Source organism: Methylophaga frappieri (assembly GCF_000260965.1).
Taxonomy (GTDB): Bacteria; Pseudomonadota; Gammaproteobacteria; order Nitrosococcales; family Methylophagaceae; genus Methylophaga; species Methylophaga frappieri.
Genome location: NC_017856.1, coordinates 2,018,210 through 2,040,497, shown reverse-complemented (window position 1 = coordinate 2,040,497; position 22,288 = coordinate 2,018,210). Strand labels below are relative to the sequence as shown.

Below are 22,288 nucleotides of genomic sequence, written 5' to 3'. Positions count from 1 at the left end.
GTTCGTTTGCAAACTGTTAGAGAGAGATAGATTATCATGATTACTAAAAAAATATTATTGCTTACCGCGTTGACTGCTGTCATTCCCGTCAATCTTGCCGCACAGGAAATGATGGCTAATGATAACTACCTGCCATCACTGATTACCGAGACACCCTATGAAGGCAGGCAACTAGCCATGACCATCGTCAGGAAAACCATTGGTACAATCCAAACTGATGTTGCAGCCAAACATCGTGTCAGAGCCAAATATGCCGAGGATCCACAGTTATTAATGAATGCTGCCGAACTGGTAGCCATCGAGTTCAAAACCATCGCAATCGCCAATGATTATTGGCGTAAATAAAGGGATTGGCCGAGGCGTAACGCTTCGGCCAATTTTATCACCGCTGTATTTAAACTGAATCAATATGGCATGAATAGTTGAGCCTGATATTTATCAGCCTCGATTTGACAGGCAAAGGCTGAACCAAGAACGGATAGCAAAGCGAATCACGTTCCCTTATTTATAAGGACAGCTGCAGCAACATCCTTAAGCCCGTGATGAGCAAGACTACCGCAAAGACTTTTTTCAGTTTTGTTGCATCTAGTTTGTTAGCGAGTGTGGCGCCTACCGGTGCGAATAGCACGGTGAGTGGCACAATGCAGACAAAGCCGATTAGATTCACCAGTCCATAAGTGCCAACTGGAGCATCAGCGGGTGTGGTACCTAATATCAACATGGTTAACGCACCCGGTAAGGAAATAATTAAGCCAATCGCCGCTGCCGTACCCACCGCTTTATGCGCTGGATAGTTACATAATGTCAGCGTAGGTACTGTGAGCGTACCGCCACCAATACCGACCATCGAGCTAAAAAAACCAATACCAGAACCAATTGCCGCCTGCCCTGCTTTGCCGGGCAACTGATCGAACAACGCTGATTTACCGGTTCTAAACAACATATTTAATGCCGATAATGTCGCAATAACCCCAAACATCACGGTCAACGATGTGCCATCAACCCTTGTTACTAGCCAACTACCCACTAGAACACCGATAAGAATAAAGCCCGCCCACCGTCTTAATAGATCAAAATCGACGTTGCCTTTGCGGTTATGAGAACGAATTGAGCTAATGGAAGTCGGTACGATGGTTGCCAATGACGTCGCAGTCGCGATGACCATCGCTGATTCCGGCGAAACGCCAAAGCCTTGAAACAGGAAAAACAAGACTGGCACGATAACAATACCGCCGCCGACCCCTAATAAACCGGCTAATACACCGGCAAAGGCGCCTGTCGCAATCAATGCCAATAAGGTCGAGAGATGCGTGCTAATAAATTCAATGACATTCATTTTGTATGACTTTCGTGGTTAAACAACAAACAAAAACAGGCTATGAACACCGAAGCACCCATAGCCTGTTGAGAATCAAAAAGCACTAAGCCAGTTCTTTTCTAATGATTTCTGCCCCGGCAGTCAATGCATTGAGCTTCGCTCTGGCAATGTGACGCGGTAACGGTGCCATGCCGCAGTTGGTGCATGGGCATAACAAATCCACTTCAACAAACTGCAATGCTCTACGCAGCGTGTCTGCCACTTCTTCTGGCGTTTCGATAGTATTGCTCGCCACATCAATCGCGCCGACCATAACTTTTTTGCCACGGATCAGTTCAATCAAATCCATCGGCACATGCGAGTTATGGCATTCCAACGAGATCATATCGATGTTGGATTGTTGCAGTTTAGGGAAAATATTTTCATATTGACGCCATTCTGCACCCAAGGTTTTTTTCCAATCGGTATTGGCTTGAATACCGTAACCGTAGCAAATGTGCACAGCGGTTTCGCATTTCAGGCCTTCGATGGCTCTTTCCAGTGTGGCAATACCCCAGTCATTGACTTCATCGAAGAACACGTTAAATGCCGGCTCATCAAACTGGATAATATCTACGCCTGCCGCTTCTAACTCTTTTGCTTCCTGGTTCAGGATTTTGGCAAATTCCCAAGCCAGTTTTTCACGACTTTTGTAATGTGCATCATACAGCGTATCAATCATGGTCATCGGACCTGGCAACGCCCATTTGATGGGTTGATCCGTTTGAGTACGTAAAAACTTCGCGTCTTCAACAAACACCGGTTTTTGACGGCTCACGGCACTGACCACAGTTGGCACGCTCGCGTCATAACGATCACGGATTTTTACCGTTTCACGTTTGGCGAAATCAACCCCATCAAGATGTTCGATAAAGGTCGTGACAAAGTGCTGACGAGATTGCTCGCCGTCACCGACGATATCCAGTCCAGCCTGTTGCTGTTCTTGTAATGACAGGCGTAAGGCATCTTGCTTGCCACTCACCAGTTCGTCGCCGTCTAATTTCCACGGTGACCAAAGTTTTTCCGGCTCAGCAAGCCAAGAAGGTTTCGGCAAACTGCCGGCAGTGGAAGTGGGTAATAATTTTTTCATCATTTCTATTTCTATTTTGATCCATTAAGAAGCGTATTGTTCAGACCATTGGTCAAGAATCGCCTTGTAGGGTTTGATGAAGTTTTCTTCAGCAAATTTACCCTGCTTAATCGCTAACTGGCTGCGTTCTTCACGGTCATAAACGATCTGCGTTAATGAATGATCGGCATGCTTCAAATTCGGTTGATAGGCACTTCCAGCAACGGCATTGGCATTATAAATCTCGGGACGATAGATTTTTTGGAATGTCTCCATCGTACTGATGGTGCCAATCAGTTCCAGGTTGGTGTAATCGTTGAGTAAGTCACCAAAAAAGTAGAATGCCAAAGGCGCAACACTGTCTTCCGGCATAAAGTAACGGACCCTTAAGCCCATCTTTTTAAAATACTGCTCTGTCAATGACGATTCATTCGGCTCGTATTCAACGCCCAGAATCGGATGATGATTATCGGTGCGATGATAGGTTTTGTTATCGGATACACTCAGACAAATCACGGGTGGTTTTTTGAAGTTTTCTTTGTAAACGTCTGAGTTGATGAAATCTTTGAACAGTTTGCCGTGCAACTCACCGTAGTTATCTGGAATGCTGAAGCCTGCTTTACCTTTATTGTGTTCCAACAGCAATACGCTGAAGTCATAGTCACGTACGTAAGAAGAAAAGTTATTGCCGACAATGCCATCAATACGCTGGTTGGTTTGGTTATCCACAATAGTAGTTTTCAATATTTCAATCGACGGAAAATGTTGACCATTGCCCTCAATATCGACATCTACTGAAATAATTTCCAGCTCAACCGCATAGCGATCGGCCTTGGGATTATCCCACTGAGCCAATGCATTAAAGCGGCTATCCACCATGCGCAAAGCTTTGCGTAAATTTTCTTGACGGTGTTCACCCCTTGCCAGATTGGCGAAGTTTGTCGTGATCCGCGTGCTATCAGCGGGATGATAGTTTTCGTCGAAACTTATCCGCTTAATCGTGTATTGAAAACCGGTACTCATGGTCATTCCTGTATCTTGAGGTAAATCTAAAGTGCACTTTATACAGGGGTTTCCACATGAAAAAAATTGATTTTATCTCATATAATGATGATATTTATTCATGCATATAACCAAGCCGACCATTGAATAACAACATAAGCCCAGTTATGCATAAATACGATAAGCCATATCAAATCAATATGGCAGCGCATCGTGGGATTTATACTTTAGCTGGATCCAAGGGATATTTATAACTGCGTGCCAGGTCAATGAATGCCTTGAGGTATTCAATATTCTGGTCACTTTCACGCGTACCTAAATAGATTTGCTTGGCGATACCGGCTTCGCCTAAACGCACGACCGATAACGGTAATTTTGTGCAGTATTCTTCCGCCAGCCAGCGTGGCAGCGCAGCCACGCCACGACCCGACGCGACCATTTGCAGAATGATTTCGGTGGTTTCACTGGTTTTGTGCTGTTTGGGCAGGACTTCAGCCGGATTCAGAAAATGGGTGTAGATATCCAAGCGTTCTGTTGCAACCGGATACGTCAGTAACACTTCATCAGCTAACGCTTGTGCTTCAATATAGTCAAAGCGCGCTAATGCATGCTGGCGCGGCACGACCAATACCTGCTCATAATCAAACACCGGGGTAAAACTCAGCCCCGTTTTATAGATGGGATCGGGCGTGACCAATAAATCGATTTCATAATCTTCCAGCGCGCCAACCCCGCCAAACTGAAATTTCTGTTTTACATCGACATCGACATCCGGCCACGAATCTAAAAACGGCGCGACCACTTTCAAAAGCCACTGATAGCACGGGTGACATTCCATGCCAATTCGCAATGTTCCCCGCTCGCCTAGAGCGATCTGCTTGAGCTTATCCTCAGCATAATCCAGCAACGGCAAAACCCGATTGGCGATGTTCAGCAGATACCGGCCAGCCTGCGTCAATCTTAAACTGCGTCCCTCACGCAGCCACACTTCGGTACCGAGATTATCTTCCAGTTTTCGCATGGTGTGACTTAAAGCCGATTGCGTCACGCATAATTCTTTGGCCGCCGCTGTCAAAGAACCATGTACCTCAACTGCATGTACTACTTTAAGATGAATACGCTCAATCATAACAGTCATGAATAAAATTAATTGATTTGTGAAAATATACCATTTTTATTCATTTTAAAAGTACTTTAAACTGGTCTCATCCTTGAAATACCCTAAGAATGGATTTTTATATGTCTACTGCCACACCAAACCCAGCGCGCCCAGTCGTTGAACATGCCTGCCAGGTTTTAGCTGTCTCACCGTTAAGCAAAGACACCTATCAAATTGAATTGGAGACCCCAGCTGGCTCGACACTCGCCTATGATGCAGGCCAACATTTGCAGCTCGAACTTGATGTCAATGGTGATGGGCAATATCAGTCACTCTCTTATTCCATTGCCAACAGTGTTAACCCTGATCAACCACGTCGTTTACAGCTCATTATCCAAAATGGCAGCGACTTTGCCGGCAAGATTTTAAACCGCCTGTCTGATTTAAATGATAATAAAGCCAATCTCAAAGTCGCCTTGCCAATGGGCCGCGCCTATCTGCAAACAGACCTTGGCTTGCCGCATCTTTTAGTGGCTGCAGGCTCAGGCATCGCGAAAATTAAAGCCATCACAGAAGAAATTGTCCGGCAAAAACCCGATGCCGAAGTGCATATTTACTGGTCAAACCGGCAGGCCGATGAGTTTTACCTGCTCGATGCGTTTCAAGACTGGGCTGCCCAACATGACAACCTTCACTTTACGCCCATTCTGGAATCCGCCAATGCAGACTGGACTGGCCGCTCCGGCTTTATCTATCAAGTGATTCAAGAAGACTTTGACGCATTGGAAGATGTTCAGGCTTATCTGTGCGGCTCTCCACAAATGGTCTACGGCACCATCGATCAGCTTGAACTCAAAGGTTTAAAAGAGAAAAACTGCTATTCCGATGTGTTTGAGTATGCGCCGAGAGAACAGAAAGCCAGGGTTTGATCATTTCTGAGGGTGAATTTTGGCAATCTTGGCTCAAAAAGCGGAGTTTGCACCAAACAGGCTGATTTGTAACGCTCTGGCAATTAATCGCTATCATCGGCTTGTTTCATCAATGCCAGAATTGATAAAGACTAAAATGAAATTAAACAAGCATTCCTCGGTGATATAAAAAAGCCTCAGCGCTAAAATAACGCTAAGGCTTTGATTTATATGGTGGGCCCACCAGGACTCGAACCTGGGACCAAGGGATTATGAGTCCCCTGCTCTAACCAACTGAGCTATAGGCCCTAAAGGGATTAACTATCTGAGTCGAGGAAGCTTCTCAGTTGATCCGAACGGGACGGATGACGCAGTTTACGCAGCGCCTTGGCTTCGATCTGACGAATCCGCTCGCGGGTAACGTCGAATTGTTTGCCGACTTCTTCCAGCGTGTGGTCGGTATTCATATCAATGCCAAATCGCATACGCAGCACTTTGGCTTCGCGCTCGGTCAAGCCATTCAACACGCCTTGGGTTGCTTCACGCAGGCCTTCGATAATGGCTGAGTCGGCGGGCGACATCACATTGACGTCTTCCACAAAATCGCCCAGATGAGAGTCTTCATCGTCGCCGATTGGCGTTTCCATCGAAATAGGTTCTTTGGAAATCTTCAATACTTTGCGGACTTTGTCTTCCGGCATTTCTACACGTTCAGCAAGCTCATCAGGCGTTGGCTCGCGGCCCATTTCCTGTAGCATCTGACGTGCCACACGATTCAGTTTATTGATCGTTTCGATCATGTGCACCGGAATCCGGATCGTTCGGGCCTGATCGGCAATCGAACGAGTAATCGCCTGACGAATCCACCATGTTGCATAGGTCGAGAATTTGTAACCGCGTTGGTATTCAAATTTGTCGACGGCTTTCATCAGGCCGATATTGCCTTCCTGAATCAAGTCCAAAAATTGCAGGCCACGATTGGTGTATTTTTTGGCAATCGAAATTACCAAACGCAGGTTAGCTTCGACCATTTCTTTTTTGGCACGCCGCGCTTTAGCCTCAGCAATCGACATTTGTCGAGCGATTTCCTTGATTTCGGAAATGCTCAGACCACGCTCACCGGCGATGTCAGCAAGTTGCTTTTGTGCATCGAGAATGTCGTCGTGGTGTTTTTTTATCGTCGATGAATAATGTTTTTTGGCGCGAATAAATTTATCTGCCCACTCCAGATTACTTTCGTTACCTTGGAATGAGTCGATAAAGTCACGACGATTCATGCGCGCATCTTCAACAACGATATCCATAATGATTTTTTCTTGTTTACGGATAGCGTCGATAGTGTCAGTCATCAAACTGTTTAGCGTGACCAACGTTTTTGGCGTCAGGCGAAACTCCATAAACAGGTTACTGGCCTGTTCACGAGCGGCGATCAGTTCGTCATCTTCAGCACTGAGTACATCCAGATAAGCTTCTTTCAGCGCGGTAAAACGTTCACGCGCTTCATCGGGATCGATAACGCCAGAATCATCATCGTCATCGCTGACGTTGCTGACATCATCATCGTCATCATCGTCGCCATCACTGTCGTCGTTATCGTTGCTGTCTGCTTCGTCTTCGTCATCATCTTGGCTGGCAAGCTCTTCTTCCGGTTGCACAAAACCACGAATCAGGTCGTTGAGTCGCAACTCGCCGGCTTCAACCGCATCAAACAAGGTCAGAAACGCTGCAATGCATGGCGGATAGGTAGACAGCATAACCAGACTTTCACGCAGGCCAGCTTCAATACGCTTGGCAATAACAATTTCGCCTTCACGGGTCAGTAGTTCAACACTGCCCATTTCCCGCATATACATCCGCACCGGATCGGTGGTTCGGCCAAACTCGCCATCAGAACTCGCTAGAACTGCGGCGGCTTCGTCATCAGAAACTTCATCATTACTGGCGACCGCCTCTGCGAGTCGCTCCATTTCGTCGGTATCCATACCATCTTCATGCACCATGATGCCAAGATCACTGAACATGCTGACAATATCTTCGACCTGATCCGCATCCACCAAATCTTCAGGAAGGTGATCGTTAATCTCACCATAAGTAAGATAACCGCGCTCTTTCCCTAAAGTAATAAGCTCTTTAACGCGTGATTGTTGATCTTTCATTCGGCCCCTTTGACAACGGATGCGACACTGACGGTAACACTATATTATATCGAATAGACACTTGATTTGCATCAAGTTTGATGACTGAACACTCACATGAGTGATCTCAGCTCTTCTTTTTCGCTACTGGTCAACCCCGCCGGCGACTTATATTTTTCGGTCAGATATTTTTGCCTTTCGTATCTGGCTTGTTGTTGCAGCTTTTGGATGCACCCCACCAGCTCTGGCCTTAACTTATCTGTTTCATCAAAATCCAACGGCATTTTTGCCAACTTTTCCAAGTGAGGAAAGAGTTCATGTCCCCGCCAGCGTTCCAGCAGCATGCCGCTATTCGTTAATTGGGGATTGTTGCGAAGCATTTCAAGCAGTTGCCTCAATACGACCACCCCTTTATTGGATAAATTAGCCAAACTCTCGGTTTCGGTCAGGGCAAGGTGTAAAGTCGGGTATTGCAATAAAATACTGATCGCCAGCCGTTCCGGTGTTTTTTGCGATACCGTTGGTGTTTTCTTTTTTGCAGGTCGGTTCGATTCCGCACTTTTCCCTAAATGTTTGTTTAAAACGTGGCGGCTGGTTTGTGCCTGCTCGGCGAGTTGTTGCGCCAGCATATCGCGATAAACACCCGCCGTGATTCGCCCAAGATAAGGTTTAGCTAATTCAATTAGACGCGCCCGCGCATCCATCGAATCGCCCCCAACACGTTGCTTTAAGTGATCCAGAAAAAACGCTGAAAAACTCTGAGCATCGTTTAGCATCGTCTCAAATTGCGCTTTACCCTCACGCCGAATCAAGCTATCCGGATCATCGCCTGCTGGCAGAAACATAAACTTCAATTCAAAATTACCGCCAAGCACAGGCAAGGCATTTTCTGCTGCACGCCAGGCTGCATCCAGACCCGCCTGATCACCATCAAAGCAAAAAACCACTTCGGGGGCACTACGAATCAATTGCCGTAAATGATCCGGTGTCGTTGCCGTGCCAAGGGTCGCCACGGCATTGGTCACCCCATACTGCGCCAAGGCAATGACATCCATATAGCCTTCAACGATCAGAATACGATCCAGACGTCGGTTAGCTTTTCGCGCCTGATATAAGCCATAAAGCTCATGACCTTTACGAAAGATTGGCGTTTCTGGCGAGTTAAGATATTTGGGCAGTGCGTCAGCTTCAATTACCCGTCCACCAAAGCCAATCACCCGGCCCCGTCGATCCCGGATCGGAAACATTAATCGGTTGCGAAACCGATCATACAAACGCCCTTTATCATTTTTAACGAGCATGCCGGCTTGCTCTAGCAATCGGCTGGTTTCATTGTTGCTGGCTAAGGTACGAAAGAGATTATCCCAGCCGTCAGGCGCCATACCGATATCAAATTGATGCACAATCTCGGTGCTCAGGCCGCGCTGTTCAAGGTAATCAAGAAAAACCTGTCGTTGCGGGTGATGCTGTAGCTGATGAAGGTAATATTGATTGGCCTTTTCCAGCAAATCATAAAGATTTTGCTGGACTGGGCGCAGAGCGTTTTGCTGTGCCGCAGGTACTTGCATGCCAACACTTTCGGCGAGCTCTTGAATGGCTTCAGGAAAGCTTAGCTGGTCATACTCCATTAAAAAACTGATTGCGGTACCGTGTGCCCCACAGCCAAAACAATGATAAAACTGCTTCTCGGGACTCACCGTAAAAGAAGGTGTTTTTTCATTATGGAATGGGCAGCAGGCTTGCAGGTTTTTGCCGGCTTTTTTCAATGGCACCCGCGCATCGATGACATCGACAATGTCAACGCGTGCTAAGAGCGCATCAATAAATTGGGGAGGGATTTTTCCGGCCATATCGGCATTATGACCGAAGCAAATTATGACGCAACCATGCCCAGCCTGACAGGCTCAGGTTGCGGCAAATCAAGCGCTCAAAGCAGCCTTGACTTGACTACTGACCGCGCCCATATCGGCACGGCCCTGAATCTTGGGACGCAACACATTCATGACGGCGCCCATGTCTTTGACGCTGCTGGCACCACTTTCTGCAATCGCTGAGGCAATGGCTGCCTCCAGCTCTGCTTCGGTCATCGCTGCTGGCAGAAATTCTTCAATAATTGCCAATTCATCGCGCTCAATTGCTGCCAAATCTTCGCGTCCTGCCTGCTCATATTGGCTCAAGGCATCTTTGCGCTGTTTGGTCATTTTGGTGAGGATCACCAAAATATCGTCATCAGACAAATCCTGACGATTATCCACTTCAGACTGTTTAATCGCCGCCGTTATCTGGCGTAATGCACCAAGACGATGTTTGTCTTTCGCGCGCATTGCATCTTTAACATTGTCCTGAATTCGGACTTTAAGCGGACTGGCTTCAGCAGGCATGATTGATAGCGACTTTCTTAGTAGAGACGAACTCGGCTGGCATTTTCACGAGCCAGTTTTTTCTGATGACGCTTAACTGCTGCGGCTGCCGCACGTTTGCGCACGGTAGTTGGTTTTTCGTAAGCTTCACGCGCACGCGCTTCAGCCACTGTGCCCGCTTTTTCACATGCGCGCTTAAAGCGGCGCAGCGCGACATCAAAAGGTTCGTTCTCTTTTACACGTACTGACGGCATTCAAATTTCCCTAACGGTTATTGATGAAAAGCTGCTAATTGTACGAAATATCCTACAGAAAGCAAATAGTTAAATCCGTTTGATTATAAACTCAGGCATAATGTGGCGGTTATTCCGTGTTATGAAGTCATTTTATGCGTGTTTTGGGAATCGAATCTTCCTGCGATGAAACCGGCATTGCCCTTTACGATACCGAGAAAGGGTTGTTGTCACACCGATTATTCAGCCAAATTGAGATGCATGCTGAATATGGTGGTGTTGTACCTGAACTGGCATCACGGGACCATATTCGAAAAGCATTACCATTGATGCAGCAAGTGCTGGATGATGCCGGATTAACGCAAAATGATATTGACGCCGTTGCCTATACCGCCGGCCCGGGTTTAGTTGGCGCCTTGCTGGTCGGCGCGGCCATTGGTCGTAGTTTGGCATGGGCATTATCGATTCCGGCGTTACCAATTAACCATATGGAAGGGCATTTGTTGTCACCCTTGCTAGAAGATTCGCCACCTGACTTTCCTTTTGTTTCATTATTAGTCTCCGGTGGCCACACCTTATTGGTTGATGTTCGGGCGGTAGGCAACTATCACTTGCTGGGCGAGTCGATCGATGACGCCGTCGGAGAGGCATTTGATAAAACCGCCAAAATGCTGGGGTTGGGGTATCCGGGTGGCCCGGCATTGGCCAAGCTGGCAGAGCAAGGCGTCAGTGGCAGCTATGACTTTCCGCGGCCTATGGTGAATCGACCAGGGCTGGATTTTAGTTTTAGCGGCTTAAAAACCGCGGCGCTGAATGCCTGGCATAACAGCGATCAATCTGTGCAAAGTAAAGCCAATATTGCGCTTGCATTTGAAACAGCTGCCGTAGAAACCTTGGTCATCAAATGTCGACGCGCATTAAAACAGACTGGTTATCGCCGCTTGGTCGTTGCCGGCGGCGTTAGTGCCAACCAATCATTACGACAAGCGTTAAATGCATTACCTGGCAAGCAGGTTTTCTATCCTGCTATGCGCTTTTGCAGTGATAACGGTGCCATGATTGCCTTTGCTGGTGCGATGCGCCAACAGGCAATGAAACCAGATATGCCGGCGATTTTCACTGTTCGGGCGCGCTGGCCGCTAGATGAATTAACACCACCATCAGCCTGATTTTTTTTCTTCGCCATGCAATAAACGTCGAATATTGCCATGGTGGCGTACCAACAATAACAGCGCCATCAGTAAAATAATGCCGCGAGAGGCGGGATCAGCAATCAGCCAAAGACTGTATATCGGGGTCATCATCGCTGCGCTAATGGCCGACAAGGATGAAATCCGGCTCAGCATAAACACCGCTAACCAAGTTGCAACGGCCGCTAAAGCTAACCATGGCGAGAGCGCCAGAAAAGCGCCCAAAGCTGTTGCGACCCCTTTGCCACCACGAAACTGAAAAAAACCGGATATAAGTGCCCCAGAAAAGCCGCCAACGCCGTTAAGCTGACATAAAACATATCCAGTCCCAGCCAACGGGCAATTAAGACCGGAATCACGCCCTTCAGTATATCGATTAGCAAGACAACCGCAGCCAGCTTTTTTGCTGCCCATACGTAATACATTTGTTGCGCCAGGGTTTCCCGAACCTTGTGTGCGCGGATCAGGCAACCCCGTCAATCGACACAGCATCACCGCACTCGACAAAGAACCAATCAGGTAGGCGCCAATGAATACCAGCAATATCAGGAAGGAAATTTCGGGCATGATAAGATGCAACTTTAGGTCTAAATCCGTCATTATAGGCGCAAGCAATCTTCTGGCTCCAGTAGCGCATCATCATGGATAAAATTTATTTAAATGATTTAAAAATTGACACCATCATCGGCGTGTACGATTGGGAACGGCATACTCGTCAAACACTGCGGTTTGATTTTATTTTTGATTGGGACATTCGCCCAGCGGCTCAACAAGATGATCTACAGCACACACTGGATTATGGTCTGGTTGCCGAAAAAGTTGTCGCGTTTGTTGAAAATAGTGAGTTTCAACTTATCGAAACCTTGGCAGAGCAAGTGGCACAGTTGTTACTGAATCATTTTCCGATAACACGTTTACAGCTTACCTTGACCAAGCCAGTCCGGCTTCATGGGCAAAACCAGGCCAAAATCGAGATTGTGCGAAGCCGCTAATGCACCATAACAAATACCTCATTGGTCTGGGATGTAACCTCGACCCCGAGCAGAATATGGCACGCATGGTTCATGCTTTATTGCCGTATGTGAATACGCTGGTATTGAGTCGGGTTTTGGCGACACCACCGGTTGGCATGAATAGTTATCGACAGTTTTTAAATTGCGTTGCCTACATTGAAACAACATTATCTGCCGACGAATTTAAAACGCTGAGCAATGAAATTGAAGCGACCATGGGCAGAGATCGCGCCGATCCCGATAGCAAACGTAAAGACCGGCCTGCCGATATAGACATTCTTTGTCAGGCTGATCGGCAGGAGATTATTCAAAAACCGGTTAGCGCCATTACCGAGGAATACTTTCTTTACCCAGTTATCAGTGAGCTACAGGCATTTCTGGATAATAAACCGTTACCCGTGATGCCGGCAGGGGTGAGCATTCAGGACCAACACTTATTTTTTGGACAAACGCCGACCACCATCGACCGGGATACTGACACCAGTCAAAAACGGGTTTTGCAATAAACTGCGCACCGCCAGATAAACAGGTTCGGCGCCACCTTCGCAGGCAAGCGGGGTCTCGGATAACATTTCCTGTCTGGCTGCTGGCGTATGAGACACATTAAACAAGACGGGGCCGGGCGCAACGGCATTGACTTTGATTTTGGGCGCTAATTTTTTTGCCATTGCCAGCATCATGTTATGCAAACCCGCTTTGGTCGTGCCGTAACTATCAAACCGCGGGGTTGGGTTTTCGGCATTAATATCAGTGATATGCACAATATCCGCCGGGCTATCCTGTTCGCCGCGTAATTGCTCGGCAAGCGCCTGATTGATGAGAAAGGGCGCCAGCATATGAACATGAAAAAAAGCTGCATATTGACTTGCCGCAGCGGTCAGATCTGACTCTGTTGGCGTGAAAGTGGACGCATTGTGAATGATGCCACGATAGTTTGGATACCGGGTTTTAAGCAGCTGAACAAAACTCAAAATCGCCGATTGACTATCAAAATCCGCCTGAATCAAATCAACACCCGCATCGCGTAATGATTGCACCCCATCCGTTTCTGTGCGGTAATGCGCTAACACCTTGTAACCATCAGCATGGAGACGCTGGGCAATATGTAATCCTACACGCCGACTCGCGCCCGTAACTAAAATCGGATCCATCGATACACCTCATTAATGACTCAAACGCACAAATTACCCTTACCAGACATTGCTGCGCAACAGCTCAGCATGACACTACAACAGCACATCCAGTCGGCGATTCATCAGCACAATGGCTGGTTACGTTTTGATCTGTTCATGCAGCATTGTTTGTATTATCCCGGACTTGGCTATTACCAAAACACCCTGCCTAAACTCGGCGCGGCGGGGGACTTTGTCACCGCGGCGGAAATCAGTCCGTTATATGCAGCCACTTTCGCTAACCATATTGCTGAAGTGCTCATTCAAACAACCGGCGACTGTCTGGAGTTTGGCGCCGGAAGTGGTCAGTTTGCTGTTGATCTCTTAAAACAACTGCAACAACGCCAACACCTGCCAAAACGGTATTTTATTCTGGAAACCAGTGCAACGCTGCAACAGCGACAACGACAGCTGATCCACCAGCAGATACCGGCGCTTATCGATCGCGTTCATTGGCTGGCGCAATTGCCTGATAATTTCACTGGTGCAATTATCGCGAATGAAGTTTGTGATGCCATGCCTGTGCGCAGCTTTCAAATCGGGGCAGGGCAGATCGTCGAACGCGGTATCGGCCTGATTGGTCAAGGTGAGCTAGCGTGGCAAACTCAGCCAGTGCAAGACGCGGCAATATTGGCGAGCCTGCAAGCGGTAAGCAATGAAATCCCCAATTTTGGTTTTATCACCGAAGTCAATCAAACGGCGCTGGCCTGGGTAAATACCCTAGCTGAGCGATTAGCGCATGGCGCCATTTTTATTGCTGATTATGGCTACCCATTCCAGGATTACTTTCATGTCAGTCGCGCTGAAGGGGGCATTCACTGTCATTATCGTCATCAGGTTCATGACGATGTCTTTTTCTGGCCTGGCTTACAGGACATCACAGCACACCTTAATTTTTCTGAGCTAGCCGAGGCGGCATATGTGGCCGGCTTGACCGTCTCCGCATTTCAAACGCAACGCGATTTTTTAATATCCGGCGAGATTTTGACTCTGATTCAATCCGAGCAACCGACCTTGGCTCAGGTAGCCGCGCTCAAGCAACTATTATTGCCAAACATGATGGGGGAGCGTTTCAAAGTGCTGACACTGACCCGCGAGATTGCCTTACCGCGCCTCCAACAAGGCGATCAACGGCAGCGCTTAGCCTCATCTTACGAGCAATAAAAAAGGCGCCGAAGCGCCTTTTTTATCTACGCGAAAACGTTATTCGCCGGCTTTCAAATCTTCACGTAATGCTTCGATTTCTGCTGACATCTCAAACAAAATTTCTTTAATGTTCGTCATATCTTCGCGCAGAATTTGATTATCACGGGTGTTGCGATCAATTTGCTCTTTCAGCGCCGGCGTCACCGTACCTGTTTGAGAGTCACCACGACGTTGCTGCATGGTCGCCAGCACGGTCGGGATATCAATAACCACCCAGTCGTTACGCTCTTCCCCTGTTTCTGGATCAGTGTAATAAGCCTGGCCATTATCTAAGGCAAGACGGGTAGCAGGATTAGCGTCAACGCGGCGACTACCTGGACGCAGTGGATTCACCCGACGATCAATTTCCTGACCGGTAAATTGATCTTTATCACGATATTCCGCCTGCAACAGGCCAAAAATGATGTTCAACCGACCACGCGAATCAATAAAAACCCGACCTGAGTTGGTGTTTCGTTCGCGCGCCAACGCCCCCTGATGGACCCCCAAAGTAACGAAGGTGACATCTTCACCGGTAGTCGCCATCCCCAACCCCCGTGCGATAGTCGAAGACAAGGTTTGGACTTCTCCCGGAGAAAACAGCGGAATTTGCGTTTCTTTCAACAAAACACGTTGCGTGACATACATCGAATTCAACACATCACGCATTTCTTCCTGCGAAATGGCATAAGGATGTTGATTGGCTTCGCCCGGTGCATCTCGCTCCACCACTTTGACGTATTGCAGGCCGGTTTCCCAAAGGATTTTGCCTTCATCGGTAACAACCACTTCCAGATCGTCAGCCTGGTTAGATGAGCCACCGCAAGCAGAAAGCCCGACCAGCATTGTCATACCCAGCGCAATGACGCCGCTGTATTTTACAAAACCACGCATAAACATTTCCTCTTTTATATTCAGTAGGTTATCGCTAAATCAGACCGTATTCTGGCTATCTTCCGCCTTTAACTCCCGACGCAACAGCGCTTGCACTGATTGCCGCGGATCGTACCCTGCAAACAACACTTTGCATACCTGATCAACGATTGGCATCTCAATATTTAACTGCTGGGCCAACATTTGCACCTCTCGTGCCGCATCCATACCTTCCACCGTACGGCCCACCTTATGCACGGCTTCTGCGACTGATGCGCCTTGGCCAATGTGTAAACCAAGCTGACGATTACGACTCTGATCATCGGTACACGTCAGGATCAAATCGCCCATACCAGCCAGCCCAAACATGGTTTGTACATCGGCACCTAACGCGGTCGCCAAACGAAGCGTTTCTGCCATACCGCGGGTCAATAACGCAGCACGCGCATTCGCGCCATATTGCAAGCCGTCACTGATACCAGCAGCAATAGCCAGAACATTTTTGACCGCACCGCCAATCTGCACCCCAATCACATCCGGTGAATAGTAGGCGCGTAATTGAGGCCCATGCAGCAAAGTTGCCAAATCACTGGCAAATGCCACATTCGATGACGCCACGGTCAGCGCTGTCGGCAATCCTGCTGCCACCTCCGCCGCAAATGACGGTCCAGAAATAATGGCCAAAGGCCGCGTACTTCCCAGCTTTGATTGAACAGCCTGCTGCAAAAACGCACCCGACTCCGGCAACAAGCCTTTGGTTGCCCAGCTTACCGGCTTTTCGTTATCCGAAAGCCAGGGTTGCAGACTATCCAGCACACCGGCAAAAGCTTTACTTGGCACGGCAATCAAAATATGTGCGGCCTGCTGAACCGCCGCTTGCAAATCTGTTTTGATCTCCAGCGCAGATGGCAACGTCACACCAGGTAAATAGCGTGTATTACAACGCTGTTTTTGCATCACCTCGGCCATTTCGGCATCACGTGTCCACAGCCAAGTCTGGTGTTCGTTACGCGCCAAGGCAATGGCCAGCGCCGTTCCCCAGGCGCCACCACCTATTACCAACGTCGGTAAAAGCCGTTGTGCAGACATTGGGTTTTCGCTCTTTCGTGCTTAGTGGGTTTGTTCCGGATTGCCTGCGGACTGTTCACGCATTTGTGCCATTGAGTCGAGCTTACGTTTATAAACCGCATCAAAGTTCACCGGTGCCAGAACCAACTGTGGGAAACCGCCTTTAGTGACCATATCCGCAACGACTTCACGGGCAAAGGGGAAAACAGTATTCGGGCAATAGCTGCCGATCAGTGGCCCCATTTCATCATCCGAGTAACCAGCCAGCGTAAAAATACCGGCTTGTTTAACTTCGGCAATAAAAGCAACTTTGTCATTGACGCGCGCCGTGACCGTCACCACCAGAACGATTTCATGGTTTTCTTCATCAATTTTTTCGTGTTCGGTGCCCAATTGCAGATCTAGCGTAGGCTTCCACTCTTCACGGAAAATTGCCGGTGAATTCGGTGTTTCGAAGGAAATATCTTTGGTATAGATTTTTTGAATAATAAATCGTGCTTGTTGTTCTTGTGCTGCTGCGTTGTCTTCCGCCATGCGTCTGTCCTTTCTCGATAAGTTTTTTTAGTAAAATCAGGCCAGCATTTTATCGAGCTCATTTGCTCGATCCAGTGCAACTAAGTCGGTGTAACCACCGATTGCCTGATCGTTTATGAAAATTTGTGGCACCGTGCGTTGCTGACTTTTTTGCATCATTTCCTGACGCTTTTCCGGTGATTCGTCAATGCGAATTTCGTTGTAAGCAATCCCTTTACGATCTAATAGCTGCTTGGCCATCACGCAATAAGGGCACTGTGCGGTTGAGTAGATAGTGACTTGTGACATATTGAATTTACCTCTAGTCAAACAAGGGCAACTTGGCTTCACGCCAAGCATACAAACCACCGGTCATTACCGAAACATCAGTATAACCTTGCTTTTTAAGCTGCCGGGCTGCCTGTCTGGCACGCTGGCCGCTATCACAGACCACCACTAACGGTTGTTGTGGTTTCTTCAGTTTCTTTTCGGCTTCAGCCAATGCATCAGGTGGCAGGTTAACCGCATCCGCGATATGCGATTTTTCAAACGCCTCTTTACTTCGAATATCAACAAAGCACCCTTTTTGCTGATTAACAAGGGTGACCGCTTCGTTGACGCTCAGCGACTTCGCCCCGCTTAACTGGCGTGTCAGCGTGTCGGAAAAAATCAAAAACAACAACACGACAAAAAGACTGGATAAAATCCAGTGATTAACGATAAATTCGCCTAAATTTTCCATTATCCTGCGTCCATCATTTGGAATGTAGCACTCATCACATCAGGGCAAAATGGCGATTCTACAAGGCCATGAAAACAACCGCTGGTTTCACCGGCGTGCTGAGCTCAACCAGGTTAACCTCTTAGCATTGACCACGTTTACCTAAGCTTTCACCTCGACCTGAGAAAGTCTGAATACGACTGATTTCTCCATGCCCTGACTGTAAATCATTGCAAAACGCCATATAATACACGGCATCGACTTGAAAATGCAGGCTTTAACCTGCCAGCTTGGGCGCATCGCCCTAGCCATCTGATATAGCAAGGATAAAATCATGACTCAGACACCTCGTCCCCTGGCATTGATCATTTTGGATGGCTGGGGGCATAGTGAAGATCCCGCACACAATGCGATTCTGGCGGCAAAGACACCGGTTTGGGACAAATTATGGCAAACCTGTCCCCGCACCCTGATCCATGCTTCCGGTACTGGCGTTGGCTTACCTGGCGAGCAGATGGGTAATTCCGAAGTCGGTCACATGAATATCGGTGCCGGCCGCATTATCTATCAGGATTTCACCCGTATCGGCAAAGCGATTCTCGATGGCGATTTTTTCACCAACCCCATCCTTTCTGCTGCGGTGGATAAAGCCGTCCAAGCGGATAAAGCTGTTCATATCATGGGTTTGCTATCTGATGGTGGCGTGCATAGCCACGTTGAGCATATTCAAGCGATGGTCAAACTCGCTGCACAGCGGGGTGCGAGACAAATTTACGTGCATGCTTTTCTGGATGGTCGTGATACGCCACCACGCAGTGCCCATGCTGCGCTAGCCGCAATGGCTGGCACCTTTACCGAGTGTGGTGCCGGTCGAATCGCCACGATGATTGGCCGATTCTATGCCATGGATCGCGATCAACGCTGGAACCGAGTTGAGCAAGCCTACAACTTGATTACCGAAGGCGAGGGCAGTTTTCATGCTGAGACGCCCGAGGCCGGTTTGGATAATGCCTATGCGCGCGATGAAAATGATGAGTTTGTAAAAGCTACGGTGATTGGTGAACCGGTCAAAGTCGAAGATGGCGACAGTGTTTTATTCATGAATTTCCGTTCTGATCGGGCAAGAGAACTGACTGAATGCTTTATTGATGAAACGTTTTCCGCCTTCGCTAAACCGCGACAAATTGCGTTGGCTGAATATGTGACCCTGACGCAGTACAAAAAAGACTTTGCTGCACCTATCGCCTTTCCGCCGGAAAGCTTTGCTAATTTACTCGGTGATTACCTGGCCAATCATGGCAAACAGCAATTACGTATTGCCGAAACAGAAAAATACGCGCATGTGACTTTCTTTTTTAATGGTGGTCGCGATCAACCGTACGAAGGTGAGACCCGGATTCTTGTGCCATCGCCAAAAGTCGAGACCTATGATCAGCAACCCGAGATGAGCGCGCCGGAAGTTGCCGAAAAACTGGTTGATGCAATTCACAGCAACACCTTTGACGTCATTATTTGTAATTTTGCGAATGCCGATATGGTCGGTCATACCGGTAACTTCGATGCGGCGGTGGCGGCTATTGAAGCCGTGGATACCTGCCTTGGCAAGGTTTGGGATGCCTTGCAAGCCGTTGGCGGCGAAATGATGATCACCGCCGATCACGGTAACGCCGAAAAAATGCATGATATTGGTAAAGATCAAGCACACACGGCTCATACCAGTAATTTAGTACCATTTGTTTTTGCCGGCCGCCCAGCCAAATGCAGTGAAACCGGCAATCTCTCTGACATTGCGCCAACCATGCTGAGCTTGATTGATCTGCCCATTCCAGCGGAAATGAGCAAACATATCTTAGTTGAACCGACCGAATAAGCACCCGATGCGATGCATACTGCTCAGCCTTATCAGCTTGCTTATCGCGTCGACGGTGCAGGCCGAAAGCCCCAAAAAGGAACTGGAATCGGTTCGCAGCGAAATGGATTCGCTGAATGCCGATCTGCAGGCGGATAAGCAATCGCGGGCCAGTCTGGCAACGCAACTGGCGGAACAAAACAAAAAAATCGATCAACTTGATCGAGATATCCACCAAACCCAAGATGCTATCGCAAAGCAAAATCAGCATATCGCTGGTCTTGAGCAAAAGATGGGCAAACAAACCGAAGCCCAGCAAGCGCAACTCGATGCACTTTATCAGCAATTACGTGCTGCCTATCGTCATGCGCAGCCCAGCTATCTGAAAATCCTGCTTAATCAACATGATCCGGCGCTGATTAGTCGGCATCACCAGTATTATCGGTATTTTCATCAAGCCAGACAGACACAGCTCAGCCAAATCGAGCATCAATTAGCGTCGTTAAGTCAGGAACAAAAAACCGTATTTGCGGCACAAAAAGACCTGTTCGCTCTGCAAGAAAATCAAGCACAACAACAGGCGCTGTTAGAAGCGCAGCGCGAACAGCGCCAGCAAACGCTCGCAAAACTGGATAACCAAATCAGTGATAAATCTTCACGGTTAAACGCGCTACAGCAACAAGAAAAAGCCTTACAAAGCTTATTGGAAAAACTGCGTAAACAGCCACCACCGGCCCCGAAAAAAGCGCCCGAGAAACCAATTCCGTCTTTTTCTGGTCAGAGTGGCAGTCTACTTTGGCCGGCAGATGGCAAATTACTGGCGCGCTATGGTGCGTCCAGAAATATTGGTAAACTCCGGTGGAAGGGCATTATGATTTCGGCAGAGAGCGGTTCTCAGGTTCAGGCCAGTGCTGCCGGGCGCATTGTCTTTGCAGATTGGATGCAAGGTTATGGTCTGCTGATTATTGTCGACCACGGCCAGCAATTTATGACTTTGTATGGTCATAATGACAGCTTACTTAAATCTACCGGCGAAACGGTGAACGCAGGTGAGCCCATTGCATTGAGTGGACAACAACGTGAACGGCAAATGACCGGCGTTTATTTTGAAGTTCGACAAAAAGGTCAGCCAACTGACCCTTTAAAATGGCTGCAAAAACAGCGCTAAGCGATTTTTTAAGGAATAAATATGAAATTGATGAAACGTGATCTGACGCTGCTAACGGCAGGTGCGGTGTTCGGGGTAAGTTTGTTATTTGGCCAGATGGTGTTTGCTGAACGTCCACCGACACAACCCGATCTACCGATTGAAGATTTGCGCGCGTTTTCTGAAATTTTTGGCCGAATTAAAAGTAGCTATGTCGAGCCGGTAGAGGACAAAGTATTAATCGAAAATGCGATTCGCGGCATGTTATCCGGCCTCGACCCACATTCCAGTTATCTGGATTTAGAGGGCTTCAAAGAGCTGCGAGAAGGCACCACTGGTGAGTTTGGCGGCCTCGGTATCGAAGTGTCGATGGAAGATGGTTTTGTCAAAGTTGTCGCACCAATTGATGACACCCCGGCAGCCAAAGCTGGCGTTCAAGCCGGTGACCTGATTATTCGTCTCGATGACACGCCCGTCAAAGGTATGACCTTGAATGATGCGGTGGATATTATGCGTGGCGAGCCGGGTAGCAATATTGTCTTGACCATCATGCGTGAAGGCGAAGATAAACCGCTCATTATTGAAATCGAACGCGCCATTATCAAAGTGAAAAGTGTTCGCTATGAAACGCTTGAACCAGGCTTTGGTTATCTGCGTATTTCAACCTTCCAGTCACCGACCGGGCAAAGTGTCCGTGAAGCCATCAGCGCCCTAAAATCCGAAAACGATGACGAGTTGGCGGGACTGGTTCTGGACTTGCGAAATAATCCAGGCGGGGTGCTTGATGCTGCCGTTGATGTCTCAGACGCCTTTATCGATAAAGGGCTGATTGTTTACACCGAAGGCCGTATCGGTGATTCAGATCAGAAATTCCATGCCAAACCAGGCGACATGCTTAATGGCGCACCCGTTATTGTCTTAGTCAATGGTGGCTCTGCTTCTGCATCAGAAATCGTTGCTGGCGCCTTGCAGGATCATAAACGTGGCGTGGTCATGGGCAATAAAACCTTTGGTAAAGGCTCGGTGCAAACTGTGATGCCATTAACCAACGATACGGCGGTCAAAATGACCACAGCGCGTTACTACACACCCGATGGCCGTTCGATTCAGGCGGATGGTATTGAGCCAGACATCAAAATTGAAGGCATTCAAGTCTCCGCAGCGGAAGAAAGTCCTTTCGTCCCCTTACGTGAGGCCGACCTGAGCCACCATTTGGAAAATGGCCAGAAGTCGGAAGAAGAGCAAATCGCGCCTGATGCATTAAATGAGGAAACCATCGACGACGATGCGGAAAACATTGAGAAACAACCGCTAGCGGTACGTGATTATCAACTTTCTCAAGCGCTGAATTTGCTGAAAGGGATGACGATCCTGCAACAGCGTCGTTAATACCG

The 22,288-nt window shown here is 48.1% G+C and carries 24 protein-coding genes and 1 tRNA gene; 9 read left to right on the top strand and 16 right to left on the bottom strand.

Going from position 1 to position 22,288, the window contains the following annotated elements; genetic code table 11:
* Nucleotides 1-36: 36 nt before the first annotated feature.
* On the top strand, nucleotides 37-345 hold the full coding sequence (locus tag Q7C_RS09760; protein WP_014704588.1) for a hexameric tyrosine-coordinated heme protein: 309 nt from the start codon (nucleotides 37-39) through the stop codon (nucleotides 343-345).
* A 160-nt stretch (nucleotides 346-505) separates the two neighbouring features.
* On the opposite strand, the gene Q7C_RS09755 is transcribed toward Q7C_RS09760, so the two are convergent.
* The 4 genes from Q7C_RS09755 to Q7C_RS09740 all read right to left on the bottom strand — a co-directional run bounded on the left by Q7C_RS09755 (nucleotide 506) and on the right by Q7C_RS09740 (nucleotide 4,566).
* A complete protein-coding gene (locus tag Q7C_RS09755) occupies nucleotides 506-1,336 on the bottom strand; it encodes a sulfite exporter TauE/SafE family protein (RefSeq protein WP_014704587.1) in 831 nt (276 codons plus the stop codon).
* An 85-nt stretch (nucleotides 1,337-1,421) separates the two neighbouring features.
* Nucleotides 1,422-2,450, bottom strand: coding sequence for a methionine synthase (locus Q7C_RS09750; protein ID WP_014704586.1), 1,029 nt, complete (start codon nucleotides 2,448-2,450; stop codon nucleotides 1,422-1,424).
* 21 nt (nucleotides 2,451-2,471) lie between these two features.
* The gene (locus tag Q7C_RS09745) at nucleotides 2,472-3,449 is read right to left on the bottom strand and encodes a DUF1852 domain-containing protein (protein ID WP_014704585.1); all 978 of its coding nucleotides are present in this window, start codon (nucleotides 3,447-3,449) and stop codon (nucleotides 2,472-2,474) included.
* 199 nt (nucleotides 3,450-3,648) lie between these two features.
* Nucleotides 3,649-4,566 carry a LysR family transcriptional regulator gene (locus Q7C_RS09740; protein WP_238532306.1) on the bottom strand — a complete coding sequence of 306 codons (918 nt, stop codon included), beginning with the start codon at nucleotides 4,564-4,566 and terminating at the stop codon, nucleotides 3,649-3,651.
* Nucleotides 4,567-4,667: 101 nt separating this feature from the next.
* Between Q7C_RS09740 and Q7C_RS09735 the strand changes: the two genes are divergently transcribed.
* Nucleotides 4,668-5,456, top strand: coding sequence for an NAD(P)H-flavin reductase (locus Q7C_RS09735; protein ID WP_014704583.1), 789 nt, complete (start codon nucleotides 4,668-4,670; stop codon nucleotides 5,454-5,456).
* A gap of 211 nt (nucleotides 5,457-5,667) precedes the next feature.
* On the opposite strand, the gene Q7C_RS09730 is transcribed toward Q7C_RS09735, so the two are convergent.
* The 5 genes from Q7C_RS09730 to rpsU all read right to left on the bottom strand — a co-directional run bounded on the left by Q7C_RS09730 (nucleotide 5,668) and on the right by rpsU (nucleotide 10,184).
* Nucleotides 5,668-5,744 (bottom strand) — tRNA-Ile (locus tag Q7C_RS09730).
* An 8-nt stretch (nucleotides 5,745-5,752) separates the two neighbouring features.
* A complete protein-coding gene (rpoD, locus tag Q7C_RS09725) occupies nucleotides 5,753-7,591 on the bottom strand; it encodes an RNA polymerase sigma factor RpoD (protein WP_014704581.1) in 1,839 nt (612 codons plus the stop codon).
* Between the two features lie 92 nt (nucleotides 7,592-7,683).
* Entirely contained in the window at nucleotides 7,684-9,420 is a 1,737-nt protein-coding gene (dnaG, locus tag Q7C_RS09720) for a DNA primase (protein WP_014704580.1), read from the bottom strand.
* 69 nt (nucleotides 9,421-9,489) lie between these two features.
* A complete protein-coding gene (locus Q7C_RS09715; RefSeq protein ID WP_014704579.1) occupies nucleotides 9,490-9,951 on the bottom strand; it encodes a GatB/YqeY domain-containing protein in 462 nt (153 codons plus the stop codon).
* Between the two features lie 17 nt (nucleotides 9,952-9,968).
* On the bottom strand, nucleotides 9,969-10,184 hold the full coding sequence (gene rpsU / locus Q7C_RS09710; protein ID WP_014704578.1) for a 30S ribosomal protein S21: 216 nt from the start codon (nucleotides 10,182-10,184) through the stop codon (nucleotides 9,969-9,971).
* A gap of 134 nt (nucleotides 10,185-10,318) precedes the next feature.
* Here rpsU and tsaD point away from each other — a divergent pair, with 134 nt between their 5' ends.
* Nucleotides 10,319-11,332 carry a tRNA (adenosine(37)-N6)-threonylcarbamoyltransferase complex transferase subunit TsaD gene (tsaD, locus tag Q7C_RS09705; RefSeq protein WP_014704577.1) on the top strand — a complete coding sequence of 338 codons (1,014 nt, stop codon included), beginning with the start codon at nucleotides 10,319-10,321 and terminating at the stop codon, nucleotides 11,330-11,332.
* Here tsaD and plsY read toward each other — a convergent pair.
* Nucleotides 11,324-11,920, bottom strand: coding sequence for a glycerol-3-phosphate 1-O-acyltransferase PlsY (gene plsY / locus Q7C_RS09700; RefSeq protein WP_238532305.1), 597 nt, complete (start codon nucleotides 11,918-11,920; stop codon nucleotides 11,324-11,326). The two genes, tsaD and plsY, sit on opposite strands and share 9 nt — an antisense overlap.
* A gap of 74 nt (nucleotides 11,921-11,994) precedes the next feature.
* Here plsY and folB point away from each other — a divergent pair, with 74 nt between their 5' ends.
* Both folB and folK read left to right on the top strand, forming a co-directional pair.
* The gene (gene folB / locus Q7C_RS09695) at nucleotides 11,995-12,345 is read left to right on the top strand and encodes a dihydroneopterin aldolase (RefSeq protein ID WP_014704575.1); all 351 of its coding nucleotides are present in this window, start codon (nucleotides 11,995-11,997) and stop codon (nucleotides 12,343-12,345) included.
* Entirely contained in the window at nucleotides 12,345-12,872 is a 528-nt protein-coding gene (gene folK, locus Q7C_RS13355) for a 2-amino-4-hydroxy-6-hydroxymethyldihydropteridine diphosphokinase (protein WP_050954406.1), read from the top strand. Before folB ends, folK begins: the two co-directional genes overlap by 1 nt.
* Here folK and Q7C_RS09685 read toward each other — a convergent pair.
* The gene (locus Q7C_RS09685) at nucleotides 12,801-13,517 is read right to left on the bottom strand and encodes an SDR family oxidoreductase (protein WP_014704574.1); all 717 of its coding nucleotides are present in this window, start codon (nucleotides 13,515-13,517) and stop codon (nucleotides 12,801-12,803) included. The genes folK and Q7C_RS09685 overlap by 72 nt on opposite strands.
* Nucleotides 13,518-13,532: 15 nt before the next feature.
* Between Q7C_RS09685 and Q7C_RS09680 the strand changes: the two genes are divergently transcribed.
* Nucleotides 13,533-14,702, top strand: coding sequence for a class I SAM-dependent methyltransferase (locus Q7C_RS09680; RefSeq protein ID WP_014704573.1), 1,170 nt, complete (start codon nucleotides 13,533-13,535; stop codon nucleotides 14,700-14,702).
* Between the two features lie 39 nt (nucleotides 14,703-14,741).
* On the opposite strand, the gene Q7C_RS09675 is transcribed toward Q7C_RS09680, so the two are convergent.
* The 5 genes from Q7C_RS09675 to Q7C_RS09655 are packed head-to-tail and all read right to left on the bottom strand — an operon-like array spanning nucleotide 14,742 to nucleotide 17,919.
* A complete protein-coding gene (locus Q7C_RS09675) occupies nucleotides 14,742-15,617 on the bottom strand; it encodes a hypothetical protein (protein WP_014704572.1) in 876 nt (291 codons plus the stop codon).
* A 39-nt stretch (nucleotides 15,618-15,656) separates the two neighbouring features.
* Nucleotides 15,657-16,685 carry an NAD(P)H-dependent glycerol-3-phosphate dehydrogenase gene (locus Q7C_RS09670; protein ID WP_014704571.1) on the bottom strand — a complete coding sequence of 343 codons (1,029 nt, stop codon included), beginning with the start codon at nucleotides 16,683-16,685 and terminating at the stop codon, nucleotides 15,657-15,659.
* Between the two features lie 21 nt (nucleotides 16,686-16,706).
* The gene (secB, locus tag Q7C_RS09665; protein WP_014704570.1) at nucleotides 16,707-17,198 is read right to left on the bottom strand and encodes a protein-export chaperone SecB; all 492 of its coding nucleotides are present in this window, start codon (nucleotides 17,196-17,198) and stop codon (nucleotides 16,707-16,709) included.
* Between the two features lie 36 nt (nucleotides 17,199-17,234).
* A complete protein-coding gene (grxC, locus tag Q7C_RS09660) occupies nucleotides 17,235-17,486 on the bottom strand; it encodes a glutaredoxin 3 (RefSeq protein ID WP_014704569.1) in 252 nt (83 codons plus the stop codon).
* A gap of 13 nt (nucleotides 17,487-17,499) precedes the next feature.
* A complete protein-coding gene (locus tag Q7C_RS09655) occupies nucleotides 17,500-17,919 on the bottom strand; it encodes a rhodanese-like domain-containing protein (protein WP_014704568.1) in 420 nt (139 codons plus the stop codon).
* Between the two features lie 313 nt (nucleotides 17,920-18,232).
* Here Q7C_RS09655 and gpmI point away from each other — a divergent pair, with 313 nt between their 5' ends.
* From gpmI to Q7C_RS09640, 3 genes are read left to right on the top strand one after another with little or no spacing between them, the layout of a single operon-like run.
* On the top strand, nucleotides 18,233-19,768 hold the full coding sequence (gpmI, locus tag Q7C_RS09650) for a 2,3-bisphosphoglycerate-independent phosphoglycerate mutase (RefSeq protein WP_014704567.1): 1,536 nt from the start codon (nucleotides 18,233-18,235) through the stop codon (nucleotides 19,766-19,768).
* Between the two features lie 7 nt (nucleotides 19,769-19,775).
* Nucleotides 19,776-20,915 (top strand): murein hydrolase activator EnvC family protein, encoded by a 1,140-nt coding sequence (locus Q7C_RS09645; protein WP_238532304.1) that lies wholly within the window; start codon nucleotides 19,776-19,778, stop codon nucleotides 20,913-20,915.
* A gap of 21 nt (nucleotides 20,916-20,936) precedes the next feature.
* Nucleotides 20,937-22,283: a S41 family peptidase gene (locus tag Q7C_RS09640; protein ID WP_014704565.1), complete on the top strand. Its 1,347-nt coding sequence runs from the start codon at nucleotides 20,937-20,939 to the stop codon at nucleotides 22,281-22,283.
* Nucleotides 22,284-22,288: the final 5 nt, after the last annotated feature.